At 72.9% G+C, this 22,138-nt stretch carries 16 protein-coding genes; 11 read left to right on the forward strand and 5 right to left on the reverse strand.

Translation table 11 applies throughout. The features are described 5' to 3' along the window. Window positions 1–14 precede the first annotated feature (14 nt). A complete protein-coding gene (locus WME85_RS43215) occupies window positions 15–2,258 on the reverse strand; it encodes a cyclic nucleotide-binding domain-containing protein (protein ID WP_437830066.1) in 2,244 nt (747 codons plus the stop codon). A gap of 178 nt (window positions 2,259–2,436) precedes the next feature. On the opposite strand from WME85_RS43215, the gene WME85_RS43220 reads away from it, so the two are divergent. The 6 genes from WME85_RS43220 (at window position 2,437) to WME85_RS43245 (ending at window position 8,798) form a co-directional block, all read left to right on the forward strand. After that, complete coding sequence (locus tag WME85_RS43220) at window positions 2,437–3,573, forward strand: hypothetical protein (RefSeq protein ID WP_437830067.1); 1,137 nt, start codon at window positions 2,437–2,439, stop codon at window positions 3,571–3,573. A gap of 61 nt (window positions 3,574–3,634) precedes the next feature. Continuing rightward, window positions 3,635–4,627, forward strand: a complete 993-nt coding sequence (locus WME85_RS43225) for an NAD-dependent epimerase/dehydratase family protein (RefSeq protein WP_437830068.1) — start codon at window positions 3,635–3,637, stop codon at window positions 4,625–4,627. A 58-nt stretch (window positions 4,628–4,685) separates the two neighbouring features. Then, window positions 4,686–5,618 (forward strand): hypothetical protein, encoded by a 933-nt coding sequence (locus tag WME85_RS43230; RefSeq protein WP_437830069.1) that lies wholly within the window; start codon window positions 4,686–4,688, stop codon window positions 5,616–5,618. Further along, entirely contained in the window at window positions 5,615–6,772 is a 1,158-nt protein-coding gene (locus tag WME85_RS43235) for a peptidase MA family metallohydrolase (protein ID WP_437830070.1), read from the forward strand. Before WME85_RS43230 ends, WME85_RS43235 begins: the two co-directional genes overlap by 4 nt. 19 nt (window positions 6,773–6,791) lie before the next feature. Beyond that, on the forward strand, window positions 6,792–7,613 hold the full coding sequence (locus WME85_RS43240) for a type II CAAX prenyl endopeptidase Rce1 family protein (RefSeq protein ID WP_437830071.1): 822 nt from the start codon (window positions 6,792–6,794) through the stop codon (window positions 7,611–7,613). A 384-nt stretch (window positions 7,614–7,997) separates the two neighbouring features. Then, entirely contained in the window at window positions 7,998–8,798 is an 801-nt protein-coding gene (locus WME85_RS43245) for a hypothetical protein (RefSeq protein WP_437830072.1), read from the forward strand. An 89-nt stretch (window positions 8,799–8,887) separates the two neighbouring features. On the opposite strand, the gene WME85_RS43250 is transcribed toward WME85_RS43245, so the two are convergent. After that, a complete protein-coding gene (locus tag WME85_RS43250; RefSeq protein WP_437830073.1) occupies window positions 8,888–9,802 on the reverse strand; it encodes a zinc metalloprotease in 915 nt (304 codons plus the stop codon). A gap of 826 nt (window positions 9,803–10,628) precedes the next feature. On the opposite strand from WME85_RS43250, the gene WME85_RS43255 reads away from it, so the two are divergent. Then, complete coding sequence (locus WME85_RS43255; RefSeq protein WP_437304916.1) at window positions 10,629–11,081, forward strand: Fur family transcriptional regulator; 453 nt, start codon at window positions 10,629–10,631, stop codon at window positions 11,079–11,081. A 121-nt stretch (window positions 11,082–11,202) separates the two neighbouring features. Further along, window positions 11,203–13,122 carry a permease gene (locus tag WME85_RS43260; protein WP_437830074.1) on the forward strand — a complete coding sequence of 640 codons (1,920 nt, stop codon included), beginning with the start codon at window positions 11,203–11,205 and terminating at the stop codon, window positions 13,120–13,122. 56 nt (window positions 13,123–13,178) lie between these two features. Here the strand turns inward: WME85_RS43260 and WME85_RS43265 are convergent, their stop codons facing one another. The 3 genes from WME85_RS43265 to WME85_RS43275 form a co-directional block, all read right to left on the reverse strand. Next, window positions 13,179–14,261: a serine/threonine-protein kinase gene (locus tag WME85_RS43265; RefSeq protein ID WP_437830075.1), complete on the reverse strand. Its 1,083-nt coding sequence runs from the start codon at window positions 14,259–14,261 to the stop codon at window positions 13,179–13,181. Window positions 14,262–14,582: 321 nt separating this feature from the next. After that, a complete protein-coding gene (glnA, locus tag WME85_RS43270; protein WP_437830076.1) occupies window positions 14,583–15,995 on the reverse strand; it encodes a type I glutamate--ammonia ligase in 1,413 nt (470 codons plus the stop codon). A 153-nt stretch (window positions 15,996–16,148) separates the two neighbouring features. Continuing rightward, window positions 16,149–16,487 carry a P-II family nitrogen regulator gene (locus WME85_RS43275; protein WP_129353074.1) on the reverse strand — a complete coding sequence of 113 codons (339 nt, stop codon included), beginning with the start codon at window positions 16,485–16,487 and terminating at the stop codon, window positions 16,149–16,151. Window positions 16,488–17,157: 670 nt separating this feature from the next. On the opposite strand from WME85_RS43275, the gene WME85_RS43280 reads away from it, so the two are divergent. The 3 genes from WME85_RS43280 (at window position 17,158) to WME85_RS43290 (ending at window position 22,138) form a co-directional block, all read left to right on the forward strand. Continuing rightward, complete coding sequence (locus tag WME85_RS43280; protein WP_437830077.1) at window positions 17,158–19,881, forward strand: protein kinase domain-containing protein; 2,724 nt, start codon at window positions 17,158–17,160, stop codon at window positions 19,879–19,881. Between the two features lie 4 nt (window positions 19,882–19,885). Further along, the gene (locus WME85_RS43285) at window positions 19,886–20,461 is read left to right on the forward strand and encodes a GNAT family N-acetyltransferase (protein WP_437304921.1); all 576 of its coding nucleotides are present in this window, start codon (window positions 19,886–19,888) and stop codon (window positions 20,459–20,461) included. A 114-nt stretch (window positions 20,462–20,575) separates the two neighbouring features. Further along, window positions 20,576–22,138: a sensor histidine kinase gene (locus tag WME85_RS43290; protein WP_437830078.1), complete on the forward strand. Its 1,563-nt coding sequence runs from the start codon at window positions 20,576–20,578 to the stop codon at window positions 22,136–22,138.

Raw genomic sequence — 22,138 nt, forward strand, 5'->3', positions numbered from 1 at the left:
AGCGCGGTGCGCGCTCAGCCGAGCACGAACCGGCGGATGCGCCCGGCGAGGCTCCGCACCTTCTCCTCGGCCTCGTTGTAGCGCTCGGCCGCGTCGCGCAGGTGGGCCTGGCGCGAGGCCATGAGCAGGCTGAGCTCGATCACGAGCTGCGGGCGCGCCTCGATGATCGGCTGCAGCGCCTCCTTCGTGATCTCGTAGAGCACCACCTCGTCGACGGCGCGCACCGTCGCGGTGCGCTCCTCGCCCGTGAGCAGGGCGAACTCGCCGAAGACGGCGCCCTTCTCGAGCGCCGCGACGGTCGAGTCCTGCCCGTCGGGGTGCCGCACCAGGACCTCGACCGCGCCCGAGGCGACCAGGAACATCGACGAGTCCCGCTGCCCCTGCAGCACGATCCGGTCGAGCGGGCCGTACTCGACCCGGCGCGCCCTCGTCGCGAGCTTGCGGAGCTCGCGATCGAGCAGCGGCTTGAAGACCGGCGTCCGCCGGAGCAGCGTCACGAGGTCCTCGGCGCTCGCCTCGTTCGGGGCCTTGCTCGGCTCGTCGAGCTCGACCGACTGCGCGGCCCCGTAGCCGTCGCGCCGCTGCAGCGCGGCGAGCAGCGACGAGTTCTTCTCCATGTACGCCTCGAGCAGGCTCGCGTTGCGCGGGATGCACTCGTCGCCCGTGTAGTCCATGAGGTGCCGCTCTGCGGCCCACTTCGCGACGTCGTTCATCGACCTCCGGTACTGCCGGCACGCCGCGGGGAAGATGCCGTCCTGGTCGCCGAAGAGCGCCGTCAGCGCCTCGGGCATGAGGCTGAGCCCGAACAGCCGCACGTCGCCCCGCTGGTGCCAGAGCGCGAAGTCGCGCCAGCGCGGGTCGAGGTGCGCGAGCTCCGGGAACGCGAGCGCGCTGTTCTTGAGCACCGCGCGCTCGGCGTCGCGGAACACCCGGTGCCACGTCTCCTGCGCGTTCCACAGGTTGGTCCCGGCGAGCTCGATGGCCTTCTGAAGGTCCGCGTGGTGGGCGTGCAGGAAGGCGAGCGTGGCCTTCTGCTTGCGCATCAGGTTCGTCAGGCTCACGGGCCCCGCCGCGAAGAAGCCGGCCGCGCGCGGCGCGATGTGCCGCAGGTCCCAGACCTGCCGCCACGCCGCCACGTCGATCGCCGCGCGGATGGGCGCGAACGACGGGCTCTTCTCGAGCGCCTCGCGCTCCTCCGGCGAGAGCATGTCCGGGTACTCGTCCTTCACGGCCTCGAAGATGCCGAGGCACGTGAGGAGCTCCAGGTAGAGCCCCACCCGGAGCAGCCAGCGGGGATCGGGCAGGTTGCGCCGGTGCTGCTCGAGGTCCTGGTGGATGGCCCGGAGGTACAGGAGGGCCTTGTCCATGCCGATGGTCAGCACGGGGAACCACGGGTGATAGCCGACGTGGAGCTCGTCGATCCCGAGCGCTCGCTGCTGGATCTCCGTGTCCGCCTTGACGAGCCGGTCGAGCAGGCGCGCGTAGAGCGAGCCGAAGCGGCCGGTGTCGAAGATCTCGATGTCCGTCGACTCGGAGCAGACCGTCCTGCCCGCCTCGCTGAGCCGGATCTCGACCCGGAGCTGCTGCCGGAACAGGCTCGCGAACGTGAACGGGTCGGCGCCGTCCGGGATGCGCTCCCGGAACGACGCCGGCAGGTCGACCCAGTGGTAGCCGCCGCCGGTGTCCTCGCCCGGGGGGTGCGGCACGAGCTGCCGCGCCGGCGCGATCGTCGCGACGTAGACCGTCTGATGGAACGAGTTCCACGGGGCGGGCTCGAGCATCGGGACGGGGTACGACGACGTCGAGACGATCTGCGGGCTGAGCGGCAGGTCCATGATGCCGGGCACCGGGCAGGGCTCGCCGTCGCCGGGGCTCGCCGGGAGGAACCACGCGGACATGGTGACCTCGAACGGCCGCTCGAAGGGCGCGACGAACGCGTACAGGTTGCGCAGCCGGTACAGCAGCCACACCTCGTCGCCGAGCTCCGCCGGGTCGCCCGAGGTGTTGATGCAGCCGACGCGCTCGCTGCACCCGTGCCCCGGGTAGAGCGCCTCGTCGACGGGCCGCTTGCCGGGCTCGAACGGGATCAGCTCCAGCGACGGCGAGAGCTCGGCCGACTCCTCCTCCGGGCTCTGTCGCGCCTCGAGCTGGCGCAGGTACTGGCGGACCCGGGCGAGCTTGTCCTCCCAGTCCATGCCTTCGACGCGGCTCATCAGCAGCCGCTTGAACTGCCTCTGGAACTCCTTCGGGGTCATCATGCTGCGTCCACCTGAGTTGGCGGCGGCCAGACAGCCGCCCTCCGCGAGAGCTTACCGGCTCCGCGGGCGCCGCGTTTCGCGATCAGCGCGCTCGACGCGCTCAACGCGCCCAACGTCTGGAGCGCGGCCGCGCGAGCCCCTTGCGGCGCCGCGTCTCGGAAGGTACGGGCTTGCCCCTATGGCTATCGAGCTTCGCGAGCTGCGGAAGGGCGACAGGAAGGTCCTCAAAGACTTCCTGAACGTGGTCGACACGATCTACGAGGGTGAGCCCAACTATATCCGCCCGCTCGACCTGGACATCGCCGATCGGCTCGACAAGAAGAAGAACCCGTTCTTCGAGCACGCCGAGGGGACGGCCTGGGTGGCGTACAAGGACGGGCGGCCGGCGGGCCGGATCACGGCGCAGGTCGATCACGAGCACCTGAGAGTCCACCGCGACGAGACAGGCTCGTTCGGCTTCTTCGACACGATCGACGACGCCGAGACCGCGCAGGCGCTGCTCGCCGAGGCCGCGGGCTGGCTGCGCGCGCGCGGGATGAAGCGCATGCGGGGCCCCTACTCGCTCTCGACGAACGAGGAGATCGGCTGCCTCATCGAGGGCTTCGAGCTCCCGCCGGTGATGATGATGCCCTACCACCGGCCGCACCAGCGCCGGCTTGCCGAGGAGGCGGGGCTCGAGAAGGTGAAGGACCTCTATGCGTGGGGCTACACGGTCGGCGACGTCCCCCCCCGGGCGCAGAAGGCCCACGCCGAGGTCCTGGCGATGCCGGAGGTGCACACCCGCTGCGGCGATCCGAAGAACCTGAACCGCGACATCCGGATCCTCATGGACGTCTACAACGACGCCTGGAGCGACAACTGGGGCTTCGTCCCGATGACCGAGAAGGAGCTCATCAAGTGGTCGAAGGACGTGCGGCTCATCCTGCTGCCCGAGCTCACGAAGATCACGTTCATCGACGGCGAGCCGGCCGCCGTGTCGCTCGGGCTGCCGGACCTCAACCAGCTGATCAAGGACTTCCACGGCAAGCTCCTCCCGACCGGGGTGTTCAAGCTGCTGTGGCGGCTGCGCGTGCGCGGCCCGAAGACCGGGCGCCTCGTCGTGCTCGGCATCCGCAAGAAGTGGCGCCACGTGCGGCGCTACGCCGGGCTCAGCGCCTTCCTCTACGTCGAGATGAACCGCGCGGCGCAGCTGCTCGGCATGACGGGCGGCGAGCTCGGGTGGACGCTGGAGGACAACGCCGCCATCAACGCGGGCATCCGGCTGATGGGCGGCCGGGTCCACAAGAAGTACCGCGTCTTCGAGCGGGCGCTCTGAGCTGCGCGGTCGAGAGCGCCTCGGGCGGAGGCGGCGGGAGCGGGGGAGAAGGAGCGGATCGATGAGGGTGCTGGTCACGGGCGCGAGCGGGTTCCTCGGCTCGCATGTCACCGAGCAACTCGTGCAGAAGGGGCACAGCGTCGTCGCCCTGGTGCGGCGCTCGTCGAGCACGAAGTTCCTCTCGTCGCTGCGCGGCGTCGAGCTCGCGTACGGCGCCATCGAGGACGCGGAGAGCGTCCGCCGCGCGGTGGTCGACGCGCCGGGCGTCGACGCGATCGTGCACTCGGCCGGGCTGGTCAAGGCGCGCGACGAGGCGGAGTTCTTCCGGGTCAACGTCGGCGGCACGCGGAACATGCTCGACGCCGCGAAGGCGGCGCCCTCCATGAAGCGCTTCGTCTTCGTCTCGAGCCTCGCCGCCATCGGCCCGAGCCACGACGGTCGCCCCGTCGCGGCCGACGCGCGCCCGGCCCCGGTGACGCGCTACGGGCGCTCGAAGCTCGAGGCGGAGCGGCTGGTCCTCGCCGAGAGGGACGCGCTGCCCGTGGTCGTCCTGCGCCCCCCGATGATCTACGGCCCGCGCGATCAGGAGTCGTTCGCGTTCTTCCAGAGCGTCGCGCGCCGCTTCCTCCCGATGCTCGGCGACGGCAAGAACACGCTGAGCGTCATCTATGCCTCCGACGCGGCCGCCGCGTGCATCCGGGCGCTCGAGAGCGACGTGCCGAGCGGCCGGGCTTACTTCATCGACGACGGCCGCGTCTACGTGTGGCGCGACATGCTGGCGGACGTGGAGGCGGCGATCGGCGCGCGCGCGTTCGTCCGGGTCGGCGTGCCGTTCCCGCTCGTGCGCGGCGCCGCGCTCGCGAGCGAGGGGATGAGCCGCCTCACCGGCAAGCCCGTGATGCTGACGCGCGACAAGCTGAACGAGCTCGCCGCGTCGCACTGGGTGTGCGACTCGGCCGAGGCCCGGAGGGAGCTCGGCTGGGAGCCCCAGGTGAGCTGGGCCGAGGGGACGCGCCGCGCCGTCGCCTGGTACCGCGAGCACGGCTGGCTTTGACGTGGCGCCGCGCCGTGCGCCGTTTGACGCTCGGCCGCGGCCTCCGTACCGTGATCGCATGTCGCGCAGCACGTCGGCAGCCCCGGCCCTCATCGCGGTGGCGCTCGGCCTGACGGCCGCGCCCGTGCAGGCCGACGGGCCGGCTCGCGGCGCGGCGGCGGCGGAGGCACCGCGCCCCGTTCCGGCGGAGGCGCCGCGGGCGAGCGGCGGCGCGGCGGCGGAGGCACCGCGCCCCGCCCCGGCGGCCGGCGCGCCCCGATCAGCCCTGCGCGGCGCCGTCGTGGTGGCGGTGGACGACGCGAGCGCCGACGCGGCGCGAGCGCTCGCGCGCGCGATCTACCGCGATCCCGCGCTTCGCCCGCCCATCGACGAGGCGGCGGCGCAAGCGCTCGCCGGCGAGCCCCCGCGGCCGGACGCGCCGGCCGCCGTGAAGGAGCTCGCGGAGGTGCGCCGCTCGGCCGGGCGCGCCGAGTCCGAGCCGGTCGCGCGCGGCCTGCTCGCGTCGCTGGGCGCGGGCGCGGGCGCTGCGCTCGTCGTGGCGGTGAGCACGCCGCAGGCTCACCCCCTGGCGCGCGTGCTCCGGGTCGCCGGCGCGAGCTACGCGCCCATCGAGCTCGGCGCGACGGTCCAGCGGACCGCGGAGGGCGCGACCGCCCCCGGCGCGACGACCTTCGACTGGCCGGGAGCGGCCGCGGCCGTCCGCGCGCTGCTCGCCGGAGAGGAACGATCTCCGGGCCCGGCGACGCCGCCCGGGCCCGCGCGCGCGCCGTCGCGGAGCGGGCCGCTGAGCGCCGACGCGCGCGCGGGCGTCGACCTGACGTCGAAGGCTCCGGACGGGGGCGCTTCCGGGCGGCGCTCGGTGTGGAGCTCGCCCTGGTTCTGGGGGCCGCTCGCGGGCGTCGCCGCGGCGGGCATCGCGGTGCTGGTGCTCTCCCAGACGGGCGGCGGCGACGGCGACACGGTGCGCCTCCGCGGTCGGATCGCGCCATGAAGCGCTCCTCTCGGCGCAGCCCGGCTGCCGCGTTGGGCCTGAGGCTCGCGGCGCTCGTGTGCCTCGCGCTCGCCGCCGCGCCCGGGCTCGCCGCCGCCGCGCCCCGCATCTATGACGCGCACGCGCCGGCAGCGTCGCTCGACGGCAAGGCCGCTCCCGCCATCCCGCCGCCGCCGCCGGAGTACCACACCGAGGACCTCGGCTGGATCGAGTTCGCCTACCGCCCGTCGACGCGCGACCGCGTCCGCCCCTTGATCGTCCACGCCGGCGCGATCCGCGCCGAGCTCAGCGCCCTGCTCGGCCGCGAGGCGCTGGTCGCCCCCGTGAAGGTCCGGATCGCCGCCGTCCCCGCGGAGCTCGACAACCTCGTCCCCGGCGGGCTCGAGAGCGCCGCGACAGCCGCCTCCTTCGGCGCGCTGCGGCTCGCCGTGCTGAGCGCTTCCCCCCGGAGCGGCCTCGCCGCGCCCGATCTGGAGAGCGCCTTCCGTCACGAGCTCGCGCACCTCGCGCTCGACGAGGCCACGGGCGGCGCGCCGCTCCCGCGCTGGTTCCACGAGGGCTTCGCGGCCCACGTCGCGGGTGATCACGCCGCGGGCCGCGCGCAGCGGCTCTCCGTCGCCGCGCTCCGCGGGCGCCTCCTCCCGCTCGACACGCTCGAGGAGAGCCTGCCGGGCGCCGGCGATGCGCCCGGATCGGTGGCCTACGCGCAGTCGGCCGACGTCCTCCGTTTCCTCGTCGAGGGGGAGCGGCGCCACGGCTTCACGCGCGCCCTCGACGCGGTGCGCGCCGGCGCGCCGCTCGCGAGCGCGCTCGAGGCCGCCTATGCCTCGACGGGCCACGAGCTCGAGCTCGCCTGGCGCGCCGACGTCGCGCGCCGCTACGGCTTCGTCCCGGTGCTCCTGGGCTCGCTGCTGGTGCTCGGGCTGCTCGTCGCGGGCGCCCTCGGCGTGCAGCGGCTCCGCGGCCGGAGGTCGCCGGCGCCTCCTGCGCCGCACCGGCGGCTGCGCGCGGCGCCGGAGGCGCGCCACCGGCCCGCGCGCACGTCCACGGCCCAGCTCGTGGCCACGCTGGGCGCGCGTCACCGCAGTGAATCGGACGGCGACGCGGGCGTCCCCAAGGTGGAGCACAACGGCCGGTGGCACACGCTGCACTGAGGACGGCGGAGGGCGGCGGGTGAGCGCGGCGGAGGGCGGCGCACCTCGCTCCGATCGCGCGCGGCAGCAGCGCCGCCTGCTCGATCTCGCGCTCGGCGCGGCCTGGCTCGTCGGCCTCGGCGCGGCCCTGCAGATCCTCGCCGTGCTCCTCTCGTCGAGCCCGCTCGCGGCCGCCCTCGCCGGCGCCGTCGTCGCCGACCTCGGCGCGGTGCGGGCCGGCGTGCAATGGACCGACCCGGTGGAGCAGGAGGTCCCTGGCCACCGCGCGCGCGTGGCCCGCCGCGCCGGCGTCGGCGCGGCGCTCGGCGCGCTCGCCGTGCTGCTCACGCTCGGCATCTCCCTCCTCCTCGGCTGGGCGACCGTCGAGGCCGGCGAGCCGTCGGTGGGCTTCGCCTTCGCCGTCGCGCGCGCGATCGCCCTCGCCGTCCGCGACGAGCTCCTGCTCTCTGGCATCCCGTTCGCCACGGCGGCGCGCGCCGGCCTCTCGAGCCGCCACGCCGTCGCCTTCTCCGCCCTCGCACACGGCGCCGCCCTCGGGCTCGCGCCGGGCGCGACCGCCTCGAGCTTCGCCCTCGCCGCCGCGCTCGGCGCGCTCGCCGCGGCGCTCTTCCGCCGCGGTCGCGGCGCGTTCGCCGCGATCGCCGCCCACGCGAGCTTCACCGCGCTCGCGGGCGCGGGCCTGCGCGGCTCGCTGCTCGACGTCACGTGGGCCGACGGCGCGCTCGCCGCGGGGACGCGCGCCTTCGGCCCGCCTGCCTGGGTCGCCGCGGCCGTGCTCGCGCTCCTCGCCGCGCTCGTCCTCCGCGCCGGTACGCCCCGCCCCGGCCGGCCTGCGCCGTGAGCGCCGCGCTCGTCGCGCTCGCCACCGCGCGGCGCCCGTCGCGCGCCCCGCCCCGCGCCCGTCGCGACGGTCTCCGGTGAACCTCGCCGCCTCACGCGGCGCAGCCGCATCGCGCTGACGGTCCGGACAGCGGCGCTGGAACTGCCGTTTTCATCGAAGCTGGGCAATCGATCCCTCGATGGCGGCGTTCGACACACGAGCGTCCGCCGGATCGACACCGGCATTTCACAGCGCCGTGCGAGTACGGGCCGCGCGGCGCAGATCGCGCGCCCTCACGCGCAACGTCCCACAGCGTCTCACCCCCCGGACACGGCTATGTCATATTTCAGCGCACCGCGTCAAATCCACGTTGACGCGACGCCTTCGAGGAATCAACGATCCGGTATGTACTGGGAAAGGATCGGTCGGATTGCGCCGGTTGCGCTGCTCGTCCTCGCGTCGACGGGCTGCGGCATGGCGACGATGGTCGACACGAACACGCGCTCCATCCAGGCGACCACGGACGAGATGCGGCGCACGCGCGCCGCGATCGAGGGTTCGAATCAGGCGCTGCGGGACTCGCAGAAGAGCCTCGACGGGCTGGCCGAGCTGCGCCAGCCGATGGAGAAGGTCGCCGAGATGCAGGAGGCGATGGAGCGGCTCGCCGAGCTCAAGGGCTCGATGGACGCGATGCAGCAGAGCCTGCGGGAGACCGCGAGCCTCGAGCAGTCCATGGATCGGCTGAGCGAGATGAAGGCCACGATCGCGGCCATGAACGAGAGCCTCGCGGGCATCCGCGGCCCGCTCGCGGACGTCGCCGCCCTGAACGCCCCGATGCGCGACGTCGCCGCTCTGAACGCTCCGATGCGCGACGTCGCCGGGCTGAGGCAGCCGATGGAGCAGGTCGCGACGCTGCGCGAGCCGATGCGGGAGGTGAGCAAGCTGTCGGCGCCGATGGAGGAGATGAGCCAGCTCGGGAGCGACGCCTCGCGCCAGACCGGCCTGGTTGCCATCGGCCTGCTCGGCTGGGGGCTCGTGACGTTCCTCGGCGTCTACTTCGGCGTCCAGGCCGGCACCCGCCGCCAGCAGCGCCTCGCGCAGGGCGACGGCGACTCGAGCGCGGCCCCGCCGCAGGCCAGGCCTGTCTCCCGCATCCTCGGCGAGAGCCGGAGCTTCGAGCGCCGGGCTCAGGTCAAGTCGACTTGACCGAGCCCTGACCGGCGCCCTGTCCGGCTGGCGAGCGGTGGAGTTGTCCGCCGCCCGCCGGCCAGCTGCGGTTTCCCCTCAGCCGCCGGTCAACGATACAGATCCCACTGCGCCGACATGCGATCGCCCTGCCCCGCAGTGAACGAGTTCATGCAGGCATCGTCGGTGTAATCCATGAAATTCGTGATCGGGTCGGGCCCACCTCCGTTGCAGGTGTCCGGGATGCGGGTCGGGCAGCCAAACACGGGTGCCCTCTCCGCCGCCGTGTCGGCGACGCTATCCCCGCTCTTGCTGCAGCCCCCCTGGAACGTGTGGTAGAGGCCGAGCCAGTGTCCGATCTCGTGTGTCGCCGTATCTCCCAGGTTGTACGGCGCCCCGTTCCCGCCGGGCAACGAGGTGTGAAGCACGACGACACCGTCGTCCGTCGGGTTTCTCGCGTAACTCGAGGGGAACGTGGCCCAGCCGAGTAGACCGTCGCCCGGGTTGGCCGTGTAGAGGTTGAGGTGGTCGGGCCCACCGGTGCGAAGCGCTCTCTTGGCGTTCCGCTCGGCGGTGGTGCCCGACCCCATGGTGAACCAGGTCGCGTTCGTCGTCCGGTCGGTCGAAGCCAGCTCGAAGCTGAAGCGGGTGCCCGCGTAAGCGGCGTTGAGCACCGAGATCTGCTCCGTGATCATCGCGTCGGTGACGTCGCCGTTCGCGACGCCCGCGCCCTTGTTGATGACGTGGACGTGCACGGGGATCACGACCGGCGTGCCCGCGGTGAACCCGGCCTCCAGCCGGCTGCGGACGGACAGGTCGACCGCCTCCCTCTCAGCCGCGCTCAGATCGACGGTCCCGCAGTTGCGCCGGAGGGGAGCCGGGGCCGCCTCCACCTCCTCGGGATCGACATCCGCGGCGCCCGGAGTCTCCTCCTCCGGGATCGACGTATCGACGCTGCACGCGGCGGCGCTCAAGGCAGCGGTCACGAATAAAGCAAGTACCCCCGCACACGTCCGAGCTCGCATGGACATTCTCCTTGGTTCAGGCCCCGCAAAGGAAGCAGGAATATATATCCAGCGAGACAATCAGTTCAATTCGAAAAGACCGATTCCGCTCAAGACGACAAGGTGAGATTCCACGTCTTGGTCGTTCCGCGTCGTTCCGCGTCGTTCCGCGTCGTTCCGCGTCGTCTCACGCCCTTCGATCCGGCCATCCGTTCGAACAACGGCTGGATCCTCGGTCGCGTGCGGCGCCATGACGCGGCGCAACGACGCGCGCGGAGCGGACACGCCGGCTGCTCCAACCTGGATCGATCGCTCCATTATGGAGCACGCGGTGACCGTCCGATCGGACCGAGTGGCGCACAACTCGAGATCAGTACGCGCCCCGCGTGGCGGCTCCACTGTCCATGTTTCAGCGGCCTATCCCTGCAGGTCGCCGGGGATCTCCTGCAGGTTTCGGGGAGGATTCCTGATGAGTCCGCATCGCAGCCCATCCGCCTGGCTTGTGCAGTTCAAGCCACGCTTGAATACCGGCGCACGAGGTTGCCCAACTCGCCATCTGCCACGTTCTCAGCTTCGGTCCTGCGCCGCGCTCGTCTCCTGCCCGGCGCCGAGATGCGCTTCGGGGCTCGAGACCCGAGCGAGATGACGTCGCCCTCGCCCGCCTAGCGCGCGGCGCCGGTGATCGCGCCGCGCGCAGGGCGGCGCGGCGATCTCGGCGGCCCATCGAGCGCTCTCACTCACGCCCGCGCGCCCTGGCGCTGGCGCGCCGCCGGCCCGGGCGCTGCGCGCCCGGCGAGCTCCGTGCATCCTGATTGCAGTACCGTCCGGGCGACGGTAGATGTCCCGCATGGCGCGTTCGAAAGCAGGTCAGTCCGCGGAGCAGCTCCGCGAGCAGATCCGGGCGACCGGCCTGCGGGCCACCTCGCCGCGGATCGCCGTGCTGCAGAGCCTCGGCCGCTCGCGGACGCCCGTCAGCCACGCCGAGCTCGCGGCCGAGCTCGCTCCCAAGGGGTGGGATCGCGCCACCATCTACCGGAACCTCATCGACCTCACCAACGTGGGGCTCGTGCGCCGCACCGACATGGGCGACCACCTCTGGCGGTTCGAGCTGCGCCAGGGCACCGGCGAGCACGCGGCCGACGAGCACCCTCACTTCATGTGCGACACGTGCGGAGACGTGCTCTGCCTCCCCGACGAGAGCATCGAGATCAAGGCAGCGCGGGGCGCGCCGCGCGCGCTGCGCCGCAAGGGCCTCCAGATCCAGATCAAGGGCCGCTGCGACCGGTGCGTCCAGGCCTGAGCCGCGCGGGAGAGGCGCCGCTCAGCAGGAAGGCGCGGCCGCGGCGGTCTTTCGTATCTTGATTGCAACATCAATTTGATGTTGATTAGGATCCGTGGCTCGGGCATAGGCCACGGCGTCCATGCTCGCGCTCGTCGTCGCCCTGTCGATCGCTGGCCTCGCCGCGGGGCCGCTCCTCGTGGCGCTCGGCCGGCGCCGGGCGCTGCCGACGTCCGCGCTCGACGGGCTGACGCTCGGCCTCGTCCCCGCCCTGGTCCTCTCGCGCCACCTGCCGCACGCGGTCGAGGAGATCGGGGCGCAGGCGGTCCTCTGGGCGGCGCTCGGGTACGGAGCGCTCTGGCTCACCGAGCACCGGCGGCGCGGCGCCGGCGAGGTGCTGGGGCGGGAGATCGCGTTCTCGGCGCTCGCCGTGCACGGCCTGCTCGACGGCGCCGGGCTCGCGCTGGCCGCGGCCGCCGCCGCGGCCGACCGGCGCGCTGACGGGGCGATCTTCGCGGTCGCCGTCCTCGCGCACCGCCTGCCGGAGGGGCTGTCGCTGGCGGCGCGCTTCCTGCCCGCCTGGGGGTGGCGGCAGCTCGCCGCGCGCCTCGGGCTCCTCGGGCTGCTCACGCTGCTCGGCGCCCTGCTCGGCCAGCGCTTCATGCAGGGCCTGCCCCACGGGTCGCTCGAGGTGTTCATCACCTTCGGCCTCGGCGTCCTCCTGCGGCTCGTCGTCCATACGCACGAGCCCCCGCCGCGGAGCCGGACCGCGCGGACGGCGAGCGCCGTCGCCTTCGTCTCGGGCCTCTGCGTCGCGCTCGCGCTGCCGAGCCCGGAGAGCTTCTTCACGCGCGCCCACCCACCCGAGCTGGCGATCGCCGACTCGCTCGGCCCGCTGTTCGTCGCGACGGCGCCTGCCATGCTCGCCGGGCTCGCCGCGGCGGGGCTCCTGCGCGCGCTCGTCCCGCGTCGCGCCGCCGGAGGGCTGCGCGGCGGCACCGCGCCGCCCCGGGCCGCCCGCGGGGTGCTCGCATCGCCGCTGCCTGCCGGCTCGCGCGGCGTCGCGCGGCTCCTGCTCGCGGGCGCGCCGGTCGCCGCGGTCGTCGCCGTCGGCCCCGGCGCGCCGGAGCTCGGCGTCGGCAGCGCCCTGCTCTCGCTGCGGCTGCTTGGCCTGCCGCTCACCGCGGCGCGCGTCGCCGGCAGCGCGCTCCTCGCCGTGCTCGTCGCGCTCCTCGTCGCCCGGGCGGCCGGCGCGCCCGGCTCCCGATCAGCGCCGCGCGGCGGCGGGCTGGCCGGCTCCGGCGTGGCGCCGGGCGCGCGGCTCCGCGCCGCCGTCGCGGAGGCCGTCGGGCCGGCGCTCGATCGGGTGGCCGCCTGGTACCTCGTGGGCCTCGTCGTCGCCGCCGTCCTCGAGGCGACGCTCGCGCCGGACGCGGCGCGCGCGCTCGGCGCGCCGGCCGACGTCGTGGTGAGCGCGCTCGTCGCGGTGCCCCTCCACGTGTGCGCGCAGGGCGCCACGGCGGTCGCCGCGGTGATGATCCACAAGGGGTTGTCGGCCGGCGCGGCGCTCGCGTTCCTCATGGCGGGGCCCGCGACCAACCTCGCGGTGCTCGCCGCGCTGAGGCGCTCGCTCGGCGCGCGCGCCGCCGCCGCCATCGCGCTCTCCAGCGTCGGGCTCGCCGTCGCGGCCGGCCTCGCCGCGAACGCCCTCGTCCCTGGCGCCGCGGTCCCGGAGCTCCACGCCCTCGCGGCGCGCGAGCGCGCGCCCGTCGAGTGGGTCTGCGCGGCGGCGCTCGGCGCGCTCCTTCTCTCGGGCTTCGCGAGGCTCGGGCCTCGCGCGTGGCTCGGCAACATGGCCGGCGCGAGCGACAAGCCCTCGCCCGGCCCGGCGGCGCCGCACGCCTGCGACGCGCACGCGCGCTCCTGCGACGCGCCCGGCGCGCCGGGCCCTCGCGTGGAGCACGCGCACGACGCGCCGGGCCCTCGCGTGGAGCACGCGCACGACGCGCCGGGCCCTCGCGTGGAGCACGCGCACGCGCGCGTCGGCGCGCCGCACGTCTGAGCTCGGAGGCCCTGGAAGGTCGTCCCGGCGGCGCCGCTCGCCCGCCGGCCTGACGCTCAGCGGATCCAGTACCTGCCGAGGAGCACGAGCACCATCGCCCAGAACACCACGCCGACCCCCGCCGCGACGAGCGTGGCCAGCGGCAGCCGCCTGCCGTGCTGCACGAGCCGGCCGAGCGTTCCGGCGGAGCCACCGCGCAGGTGGCCGCTCTCCGGCGCGAGGCGCAGCCTGTCGCCGAAGCCGATGTCCGAGGCGCGCCGTCCCTTCTGCCCCCGGAAGCGCGCGGCGCGCAGCTCGCGGAGCACCGCCTCGAGCTCACGGGCGAGGGTGCCCGCCGAGGCGATCCGGTCGTCGCGCTCGCGCTGGAGGCAGGCGTCGACGACGTGGCAGAGCCGCGGCGGGAGCCCCGGCCGGCGCTGGGCGATCGGATCGCAGTCCGTGCTCAGGATGCGGACCATCAGCGCGTTGTAATTCGGCGCCTGGTGCGGGAGCGTCCCGGTGAGCGCCTCGTACATGACGACGCCGAGCGACCAGAGATCGGAGCGCCCGTCGAGGTCGTCGCGCCCCGCCGCCTGCTCGGGCGCCATGTAGGCCGGCGAGCCGACGACGCAGCCCGTGTGGGTCAGCGCGAAGCTGTGATCCTTCTCGAGCACCTTGCTGATCCCGAAGTCGAGGATCTTCCCGACGAGCTCGCCCAGGTGGTTGCGGTGCACGTAGATGTTGGCGGGCTTCAGGTCGCGGTGGATGATCCCTTGCTGGTGGGCGATGTCGAGCGCCCGCGCCAGGCCGATGAAGATCTCCACCAGCGTCTCTGGCTCGATGGTGCGCTCGCGCCGCAGCCACTCGTCGAGCCCCTCCCCGACGAGCAGCTCGAACACGAGGAATGGCGAGCCGTCCTCGGCCTGACCGAGGTCGAGGATCTCGACGATGCTGGGGCTCCGCACGCGCCCGCTCGCCTTCGCCTCGTTGAAGAAGCGCTGGAGCGCGATGGCGTCCTCGGCCACCTCCGGGCGCATCACCTTGAGCGCCACGTCGCGATCGATGAGCTCGTTCTTCGCAGCCCACACGGACCCGCTGGCGCCTCGGCCCAGGAGCTTCACGAGCCGGTAGCGAGACTGGATAAGATCGCCGGGGTTCACTGCTACGCCGAGGTGTTTCCGGGAAGAGGGTGCCTTACCCCCGACCCACGTCCGAGACGGGGCGGAGGATAACCCGGCGCCCAGGCGAGCGGTATCGCGCGCCGTGAGCTCCAGCAGGAGACAAAAGTTCAACAGGCGAGGAACCGAGGAACCAACAGCCCGCCTCTTCGCCCTGCTCCCTGCGCTGGCTCACGGAAGCCCTGGAACCAGCGGTATCCAGGCCCGGACGAGCACAGCAGCGAGCGTGGGAGACAGCGGGGCGCGAGGGTCACAGCGCAATTTTCTCGTGCGCTGGACCCTGCGCCGCTCGGGTGGGGTGGATCAGACGTCGTAGTAGAGGAAGAACTCGTGCGGGACCGGGCGCAGCCGGATCGCGTCGACCTCGCGCTCGCGCTTGTAGTCGAGCCAGGTCTTGAGGATGTCGCGCGTGAAGACGTCGCCGCGGAGCAGGAACTCGTGGTCGCGCTCGAGGGCGGAGAGCGCCTCGTCGAGCGAGCCCGGCATGTGCGGCACTTCCTTGAGCTCCTCGGGCGAGAGCGCGTAGATGTCCTTGTCGAGCGGGTCGCCCGGATCGATCCGGTTCTGGATGCCGTCGAGGCCGGCCATCATCATGGCCGCGAAGGCGAGGTACGGATTGCAGCTCGCGTCCGGGAAGCGGACCTCGATGCGGCGGCCCTTCGGGCTGTTGCCGGGCGGCAGCGGGATGCGGATCGACGCCGAGCGGTTGCGGCTCGAGTACGCGAGGTTCACGGGCGCCTCGTAGCCCGGGACGAGCCGGCGGTAGCTGTTCGTCGTCGGGTTGGTGAGCGCGGCGAGCGCCTTCGCGTGCTTCAGGATGCCGCCGATGTACCAGAGGCCCGTGTCGGAGAGGCCGGCATAGCCGTCGCCGGCGAAGAGCGGCTTGCCCTCCTTCCAGAGCGACTGGTGGCAGTGCATGCCGCTGCCGTTGTCGCCGAAGACCGGCTTCGGCATGAACGTCACCGACTTGCCGTGCTTGCGGCCGACGTTCTTGATCACGTACTTGAACCACATGAGCTGGTCGGCCATCGAGGTCAGCGTCGAGAACTTGATGCCGATCTCACACTGCCCGGCCGACGCCACCTCGTGGTGGCCGACCTCGACGCCGATGCCGGTCTCGATCAGCGTGGTCATCATGTCCGCGCGCAGGTCGCCGAGCGTGTCGGTCGGCGCGACGGGGAAGTAGCCCTCCTTGGGCCGGATCTTGTGCCCGAGGTTCACGCCGGACTTGCCGGAGTTCCAGACCGCCTCATCGCTGTCGATCTCGTAGAAGGCGCCGCGCTGCGAGCTCTCATAGCGGACCGAGTCGAAGACGAAGAACTCGGCCTCGGGCCCGAAGTAGGTCGTGTCCGCGACGCCGCTCGCGCGGAGGTGGTTCTCGGCCTTCTGGGCGATGTAGCGCGGGTCGCGGCCGTAGGGCTGGCCGGTCACGGGGTCGCTGATCTTGCAGATCATGCTGAGCGTCTTCTGCGCGTGGAACGGATCGAGCTTCGCCGTCGACGCATCGGGCGTCATCAGCATGTCGCTCGCGTTGATCGGCTGCCACCCGCGCACCGACGAGCCGTCGAAGCCGATCCCCTCCTCGAAGATGTCTTCGTTCAGGCGGGACGCCGGGATCGTCGTGTGCTGCCAGATGCCGGGCAGGTCGATGAACTTGAGATCGACAAATTTAACGTCGTTTTCCTTCGCAAACGCGACGACATCTTTCGGCTTCATGATCTTCCTCTACCTCGCTGACTCTCGCTGCTCTCGCTGTGTGTGGTTCGGCGGCGCGCGGGCTCGTGCTCGTTGCTCGCTCGTTACTCGTCGCTCGACTCTCGAACCTGTGACCCGCCGCGAATGCCCTGTGACGCTCTGCCCGCGGCTCGCCTAGATGGCGTCCTCGCCGCGCTCACCCGTGCGGATACGCACGGCTTCCTCGACGGGGACGACGAAGATCTTGCCGTCGCCGATCCGACCCGTCTTGGCGCTCTTCTCGATGGCGTCGATCACGTCGCTGACCAGGCTGTCCGGCACGACGATGTCGACCTTCACCTTCGGGACGAAGTCGACGACATACGCCGACCCGCGATAGACCTCCTTCTTGCCGCCGGTCCGACCGAAGCCCTTTACCTCGGTCACCGTCATGCCCTGAATCCCGACCTCGGCGAGGGCGTCCTTGACCTCGTCGAGCTTGAACGGCTTGATGATCGCCTCGACCTTTTTCATTGCGCACGCCTGTGGTGACCGGGTGCTCGCCGGGGTAAAAAGCCCGCACGATCACCCGAAAAGCCCCGCCGGAGCAGAGCCGGTAAAGGGGGGACGCCTCCGCCGGCGACCTCCCGTCGATGTGCCGGACGCCGCCCGGCTCCGATCCGTGACGGGGTCCGCCCGGTCCACCGGGCATTGCCCCGACGCTGTCAACGACTCAGGGACCCATCCAGCAGAGCCGGATCGGCGACCCCTCGCCCCGGGCGCTGACGCAGCGACCGAAGGTCCAGGCTGGTGTACCCAAGCTCATGTTTCCGGAATGTTTCGCGCACCGCGCGTGCGTGAGAAAAGTGTATCCGGCGTCAGAAAATCGGAGCCGGCTTACCTTTTTCACGGCCCCGCCGGCGAGCGAGACCCGCTCCCCCAATCCGGCCGGGGGGTAGGACTTGTCCCTACCAGGCTCCCGCAGGTAGGCCTCGCGCCCACCACGCGCCGTCGGGGGTACGTCACGCCGACCGCGCCCGGGGTGGGGTCCGTTCGCCCGCTCCTGTCAAGGACGAGCTCGCCTCCACGGCACCTTCGGGGTTCCAGCCGCTCGTCGGACGGCCATGGCGCGCTCGCCATTGTCCTTGTGACGCGGCTCGAATAGTCTGCGCTGGCGAATCCAGTCGCGGGACAGCCCTGCCTGATGGCTTTGCCGAACAAAGCGAAGATCCCGGTAGGCACGGTCCTCGCCGGAAAATACCGCATCACACGCGAGATCGGGCGCGGCGGCATGGCCGCCGTGTACGAGGCCGAGCACATCGACATCGGCAAGCGGGTGGCGATCAAGGTGCTCGCACAGGAGCTGACGACCTCCGCCGTTGTGGTCGAGCGCTTCCTGCGCGAGGCGCGCGCCGCGGCGTCGATCCGCAGCCCCTTCATCTGCGACGTCTACGACTCCGGCAAGCTCGACGACGGGCGGCCATTCCTGGTGCTCGAGCTCCTGGAAGGCGAGTCGTTGTACGAGCGCATGACCGTCGTCAGGTACCTCGACCCCGAGACCACCGTCGCGGTGATGTCCCAGGTCTGTCGCGGGCTCACCAAGGCGCACGCCGCCTCGATCGTCCACCGCGACCTCAAGCCGGAGAACATCTTCCTCACGAAGGACGAGGAGGGCCGGCTCTGCGCCAAGATCCTCGATTTCGGCCTGGCGAAGTTCTACGCGCCGGTCGACGGAGGCGACGCGCAGGCGCGCCTCACCCGCGAGGGCGCGGTCTTCGGAACGCCGGCTTACATGAGCCCGGAGCAGGTGCGCGGCCAGGGCGCCGTCGACCATCGCGCGGACCTCTGGGCGCTCGGCTGCATCACGTACGAGTGCCTCACCGGCCGCACCGTGTGGCAGACGGAGCAGGGCGTCGCGATGACCTTCGCGCAGATCGCGAACGCGCCGCTGCCGCAGCCCGCGGCGCTCCGTCCGGATCTCCCCCCGAGCTTCACCGTGTGGTTCGAGAAGGCGCTCGATCGCTCGATCGACCGGCGCTTCCAGACCGCGAAGGAGTTCGCGGACGAGCTCTCGGTCGCGCTCGGCGTCGCGCAGCCGATGCCCCCGCGCGGCGCGGAGCCGTCGCAGGCTGGGCTCCTCCCGCCTACCGGCGACGCGCTGGTCGACGTGGCGTTCGAGCCGCCGGGCGTCGTCCGTGTGACCCCCAACGAGGCGCGGCGGACCGTGCCCTCGGGCCCGGCGGAGCGCGGGGCGGATCCGCTCGCCGGGATGGATCTCGCCGGCCCGCGCGGCGCCTCGATCCCCGGGCGTCCGAGCCAGGGCGCGGGACAGCAGATCACGTTCTCCGGCGGCTCGGGCGAGGCCTCGGTCCCCGAGTCGCTCGCGCATCGATCGACGCCGAGGCGGGGCGGCGCGGGGCGCGCGCTCGTCGTCTTCGGCGTGATCGCGCTCGCCGCGGGCGCCGCGTACGCCGGCTACCGCCAGTTCCTCAAGCCGACGGCCCTGCCGCCGGTCTCGTCGAGCGCCGCGCCGCCGCGGTCCCCGGCGGCGCCGTCGTCGTCCGCCGTCGCCGACGTGCCGGCGCGCGCCGAGGCCCCGGTCGAGCCGCCCGGCCTGCCCTGGCCGCCGCTCGTCGCGCAGGCGCAGGAGTCGATCGCGGCGGGCGATCTCAAGGCCGCGCTCAGGCACCTGAAGGACGCCCAGGAGAAGGGCAACCACGCCGTGCCGCGGACCCTGAGCGAGCACGTGCAGGTCGCCCTGAAGGAAGCGAGCGGCAAGGCGCCCTGCCGGCTCACCGGCCTCGCCAGACCGCGCACGCACGATCTCGTGCGCGAGGGCGGCCGCGCCATGGGCGCGAGCCGGCCGTCGATCGCGCTCGGGCCGCGGGGCGCCGTGGTCACCTGGACCGACTCGCACGAGGGCAGCGAGCACGCCTACACGGCGATGCTCGACAGCGCGATGCGGCCGTCATCGCCAGCGCTCGACGTGACGCCCGAGGGCCGCGCCATCGGGCGCCCCGAGCTGACCTCCGTCGGCGAGCGGCTGGTGCTCACGTACTGGGACGGCAAGGGGCCGGAGGCCGGCGTCCACGTGCGCTGGCTCGACGGCGACGGCCGCATCGACGGCCCCGCGATGATGGTCGCCCCCTTCCCCCGCGGCGGGAACTCCTGGCCCTCGCTCGCGCGCGCCGCCGAGGGGTTCGTGATCGCGTGGTCGGACGACGGCGACACCGCCTCCGAGGACCTCTTCATGCGCCGCCTCTCGCCGAACCTCGATCCGGTCGGCGAGATCATCCGGCTGACGGACGTCACCCCGACGGGCCCCTCGAAGCCGCGGGTGCGCTTCCCCTCCATCGCGGTGATGAACGACGTGCTGCACCTCGCCTTCCGCTTCGATCGCGAGCCGGCGCGGCTCATCCAGTACATGCGCCTCCCGCTCGCGAGCGCGGACAAGGGGCTCCCGCCGGCCAGCCCCGGCAAGCGCGCCGACCGCACGCTCGGCGACCTGTCGCTCGTGAACAGCGACCGGGCTCGCAGCGACAGCCCCTCGCTCGCGTGCGGCGGGGGCAGCTGCTTCGTCGTCTGGCACGGCGAGGCCCCGATCGGGGGCGCCTCCGCCGCCTACATCGACCCGGCGAAGGGCCAGCCGCTCTGGCGCAAGCGGCTCTCGAAGACCAGCGCGCGCCCGTCGATCGCGATCGCGCCGAACGGTCAGGCTCAGCTCGTCTGGTTCGAGCAGGGCCGCATGCTCACCGCATCGATCAACCGCGACGGCATCGGCGCGCCCACGAAGTTCGCCCGCGTGAGCGGCGACCAGCCGGTGCCCTCGATCAGCCCCGGCGGGAGGCCCGGAGAATGGTATGTCGCCTGGCTTGACTACGAGGCGGGTCATCTCGAGCCCTACGCCGCTCGCATCCAGTGCCGGTGACCCCATGCTCATCCTTCCACCTCGAAGCGAGGTCCGCGCCCGTCCGATCGAGACCGAGCGGCTGATCCTCGTGCCGATCGACCCGTCGGACGGGCCCGAGCTCTGGCTCGCGGTCAGCGGCTCGCGCGCCATCCTCCAGCGGTGGCTGCCCTGGGTGCAGTTCCACACGGACCCGGCCGCGAGCGTGCGCTTCGCCGAGGCGTGCGCCGCCGACTGGGATCACGGTCGGGCGCTGCGCTTCGTCATCCGCGAGCGCGCGCACCGCTCGCTCGCCGGGGTGGTCGGGCTCGAGTCGTGCGTGCACCTGCACCGCTCCTGCGAGCTCGGCTACTGGCTGCGCAAGGAGGCGACCGGTCGTGGGCTCATGACCGAGGCGGCGAAGGCCGCGCTCGGGTTCGCGTTCAACCACATGGGCGCGCACCGGGTGCGGGTTGCGGCCGCGACGGACAACCACGCCTCGCTCGCGGTCATTGGCAGGCTCGGCTTCCGCTTCGAGGGCATCGCCCGGCAAGCGGAGTGGTGCGACGGCCGCTGGCTCGACCACTCCGTCTTCGCGCTCCTGGCGACCGATCCCAGGTGACCCGGGTGACCCGGGCGACGCGCGCCCCCTCCGGCGCGCGCCGCGCGCGCCGCGGTCGCGCGCCGGATGCGGCCCGTACGCCGGCCGAAGCGCGCTAGCATCCCGATCTTCACCGTGGCCCGCCGTCGTCGCATCCTCCGCTGGCCTCGCGGCACGACGCCGCTCGTGCCGCTCGCGCCCGCGATCGTGATCGTCGTGGGGATCGCCACGGCGGTGGCGATCGCGCTGATCGGCATCAGCCAGCTCGCGAAGATGAGCGATCAGGCCGCGAGCCTGCGCGCGGAGGTGCTGGCCGCGACGCTCGTGGCGCGGCTCCGCGGGACCGCCGAGGGGGAGAGGACGGAGTTCCTGGGGCAGGCGGCGCGGCGGGCGGGGTCGGAGATCCTGCTGGTCGAGCAGAGCGGCCACGTGCTGATCAACGAGAGCTTCGGCGCGCCGGCCCAGGCCGACATCTTCCAGATGCTCACCCAGGGCAAGGGCGACGCGACGACCTCGCTCGGCCGCGTCCGGTTCGCGGCGCGCGCGCTCCACCCGCCGCTCTCGAACCTGTCCGTGATCACCTTCGTCTCGGCGCCGAGCCCGCCGCCCGACTCGATCGCCCTCGGCAACGCCGTCGCGGCCCTCACGACGCTGCTGCTCGGCGTGGCCGTCGCGGTCGCGCTCTCCTTCACCAAGGCGGCGCGCGACGACGTCGACTACCTGCGCGAGCGCATCACGGCGATGGCGCACGGCCACAACATGAGCGGGACGAGCTCGGACCTCATCCAGATCGAGCCCGTGCCGATCAGGTCGCTCGATCAGGTCGGGCTGCTGACGGCGGCCTTCAACCTGCTGATCACCCGCTTCGCCGCGGCGGAGCGCTCCTACCGGGCCGACCTCCAGCAGGCGTCCGCCATGGACCGAGAGCGCTCGGCGTTCCTCGCGGGGCTCAGCCACGAGCTGCGCACGCCGCTCAACGCGATCCTCGGGTTCGCGCACGTCCTCGAGAGCGAGGTCGACGGGCCGCTCAGCCAGGACGCGCGCGAGGCGCTCTCGGTCATCCGGCAGAGCGGCGAGCACCTGCGCACGCTCATCGACGACATCCTCGATCTCTCGGCGCTCGAGACGGGCAAGCTCCAGCTCTCCCGCCGCGCCGTGAACCTGCGCGTCCTCGTCGATCAGGTGATGCGGGAGGCGTCCGCGGCTGCGCGCGACAAGCCCGTGCAGCTGCGCGTCACCGGCGATCACGGCCTCGTCGCGCACGCCGATCCGCGCAGGGTGCGGCAGATCCTGACGAACCTCGTCTCGAACGCCGTCAAGTTCACGGCGCGCGGCTCGGTGACGGTGCACATCGCGGCGCGCGGCCGCTACGCGGCCATCGTCGTCCAGGACACCGGCCCCGGCATCCCGCCGGAGGAGACGTCGGCGGTCTTCGAGGAGTACCGGCAGACCGGCGACGTGCGCTCTCGCCGGGCCGGGACCGGGCTCGGGCTCTCGATCGCGCGGCGCCTCGTGCTGATGCACGGCGGGACGATCCAGCTCGAGAGCGAGCTCGGGCGGGGCTCGACCTTCACGATCACGCTGCCGATCTGGGTCGTCCCTCCCCCGCCTGCTCCTCTAGCCCCGCCCGCGCCCAGCACCGAGCCGCCGCCCCCGGCGGAGCCTGACGGCAGCCGTCCAGGAGGGAGGGTCGCGTGA

Source organism: Sorangium sp. So ce1153, from assembly GCF_051521595.1.
Taxonomy (GTDB): domain Bacteria; phylum Myxococcota_A; class Polyangia; order Polyangiales; family Polyangiaceae; genus Sorangium.

What these genes read in the sequence shown, in the direction of transcription:
- WME85_RS43220 (WP_437830067.1), top strand. Translation starts at nt 2,437, where the DNA reads ATGGCTATCGAGCTTCGCGAGCTGCGGAAGGGCGACAGGAAGGTCCTC.
- WME85_RS43235 (WP_437830070.1), top strand. Translation starts at nt 5,615, where the DNA reads ATGAAGCGCTCCTCTCGGCGCAGCCCGGCTGCCGCGTTGGGCCTGAGG.
- WME85_RS43225 (WP_437830068.1), top strand. Translation starts at nt 3,635, where the DNA reads ATGAGGGTGCTGGTCACGGGCGCGAGCGGGTTCCTCGGCTCGCATGTC.
- WME85_RS43275 (WP_129353074.1), bottom strand. Translation starts at nt 16,487, where the DNA reads ATGAAAAAGGTCGAGGCGATCATCAAGCCGTTCAAGCTCGACGAGGTC.
- WME85_RS43285 (WP_437304921.1), top strand. Translation starts at nt 19,886, where the DNA reads ATGCTCATCCTTCCACCTCGAAGCGAGGTCCGCGCCCGTCCGATCGAG.
- WME85_RS43280 (WP_437830077.1), top strand. Translation starts at nt 17,158, where the DNA reads ATGGCTTTGCCGAACAAAGCGAAGATCCCGGTAGGCACGGTCCTCGCC.
- glnA (WP_437830076.1), bottom strand. Translation starts at nt 15,995, where the DNA reads ATGAAGCCGAAAGATGTCGTCGCGTTTGCGAAGGAAAACGACGTTAAA.
- WME85_RS43230 (WP_437830069.1), top strand. Translation starts at nt 4,686, where the DNA reads ATGTCGCGCAGCACGTCGGCAGCCCCGGCCCTCATCGCGGTGGCGCTC.
- WME85_RS43260 (WP_437830074.1), top strand. Translation starts at nt 11,203, where the DNA reads ATGCTCGCGCTCGTCGTCGCCCTGTCGATCGCTGGCCTCGCCGCGGGG.
- WME85_RS43215 (WP_437830066.1), bottom strand. Translation starts at nt 2,258, where the DNA reads ATGATGACCCCGAAGGAGTTCCAGAGGCAGTTCAAGCGGCTGCTGATG.
- WME85_RS43245 (WP_437830072.1), top strand. Translation starts at nt 7,998, where the DNA reads ATGTACTGGGAAAGGATCGGTCGGATTGCGCCGGTTGCGCTGCTCGTC.
- WME85_RS43255 (WP_437304916.1), top strand. Translation starts at nt 10,629, where the DNA reads ATGGCGCGTTCGAAAGCAGGTCAGTCCGCGGAGCAGCTCCGCGAGCAG.
- WME85_RS43250 (WP_437830073.1), bottom strand. Translation starts at nt 9,802, where the DNA reads ATGCGAGCTCGGACGTGTGCGGGGGTACTTGCTTTATTCGTGACCGCT.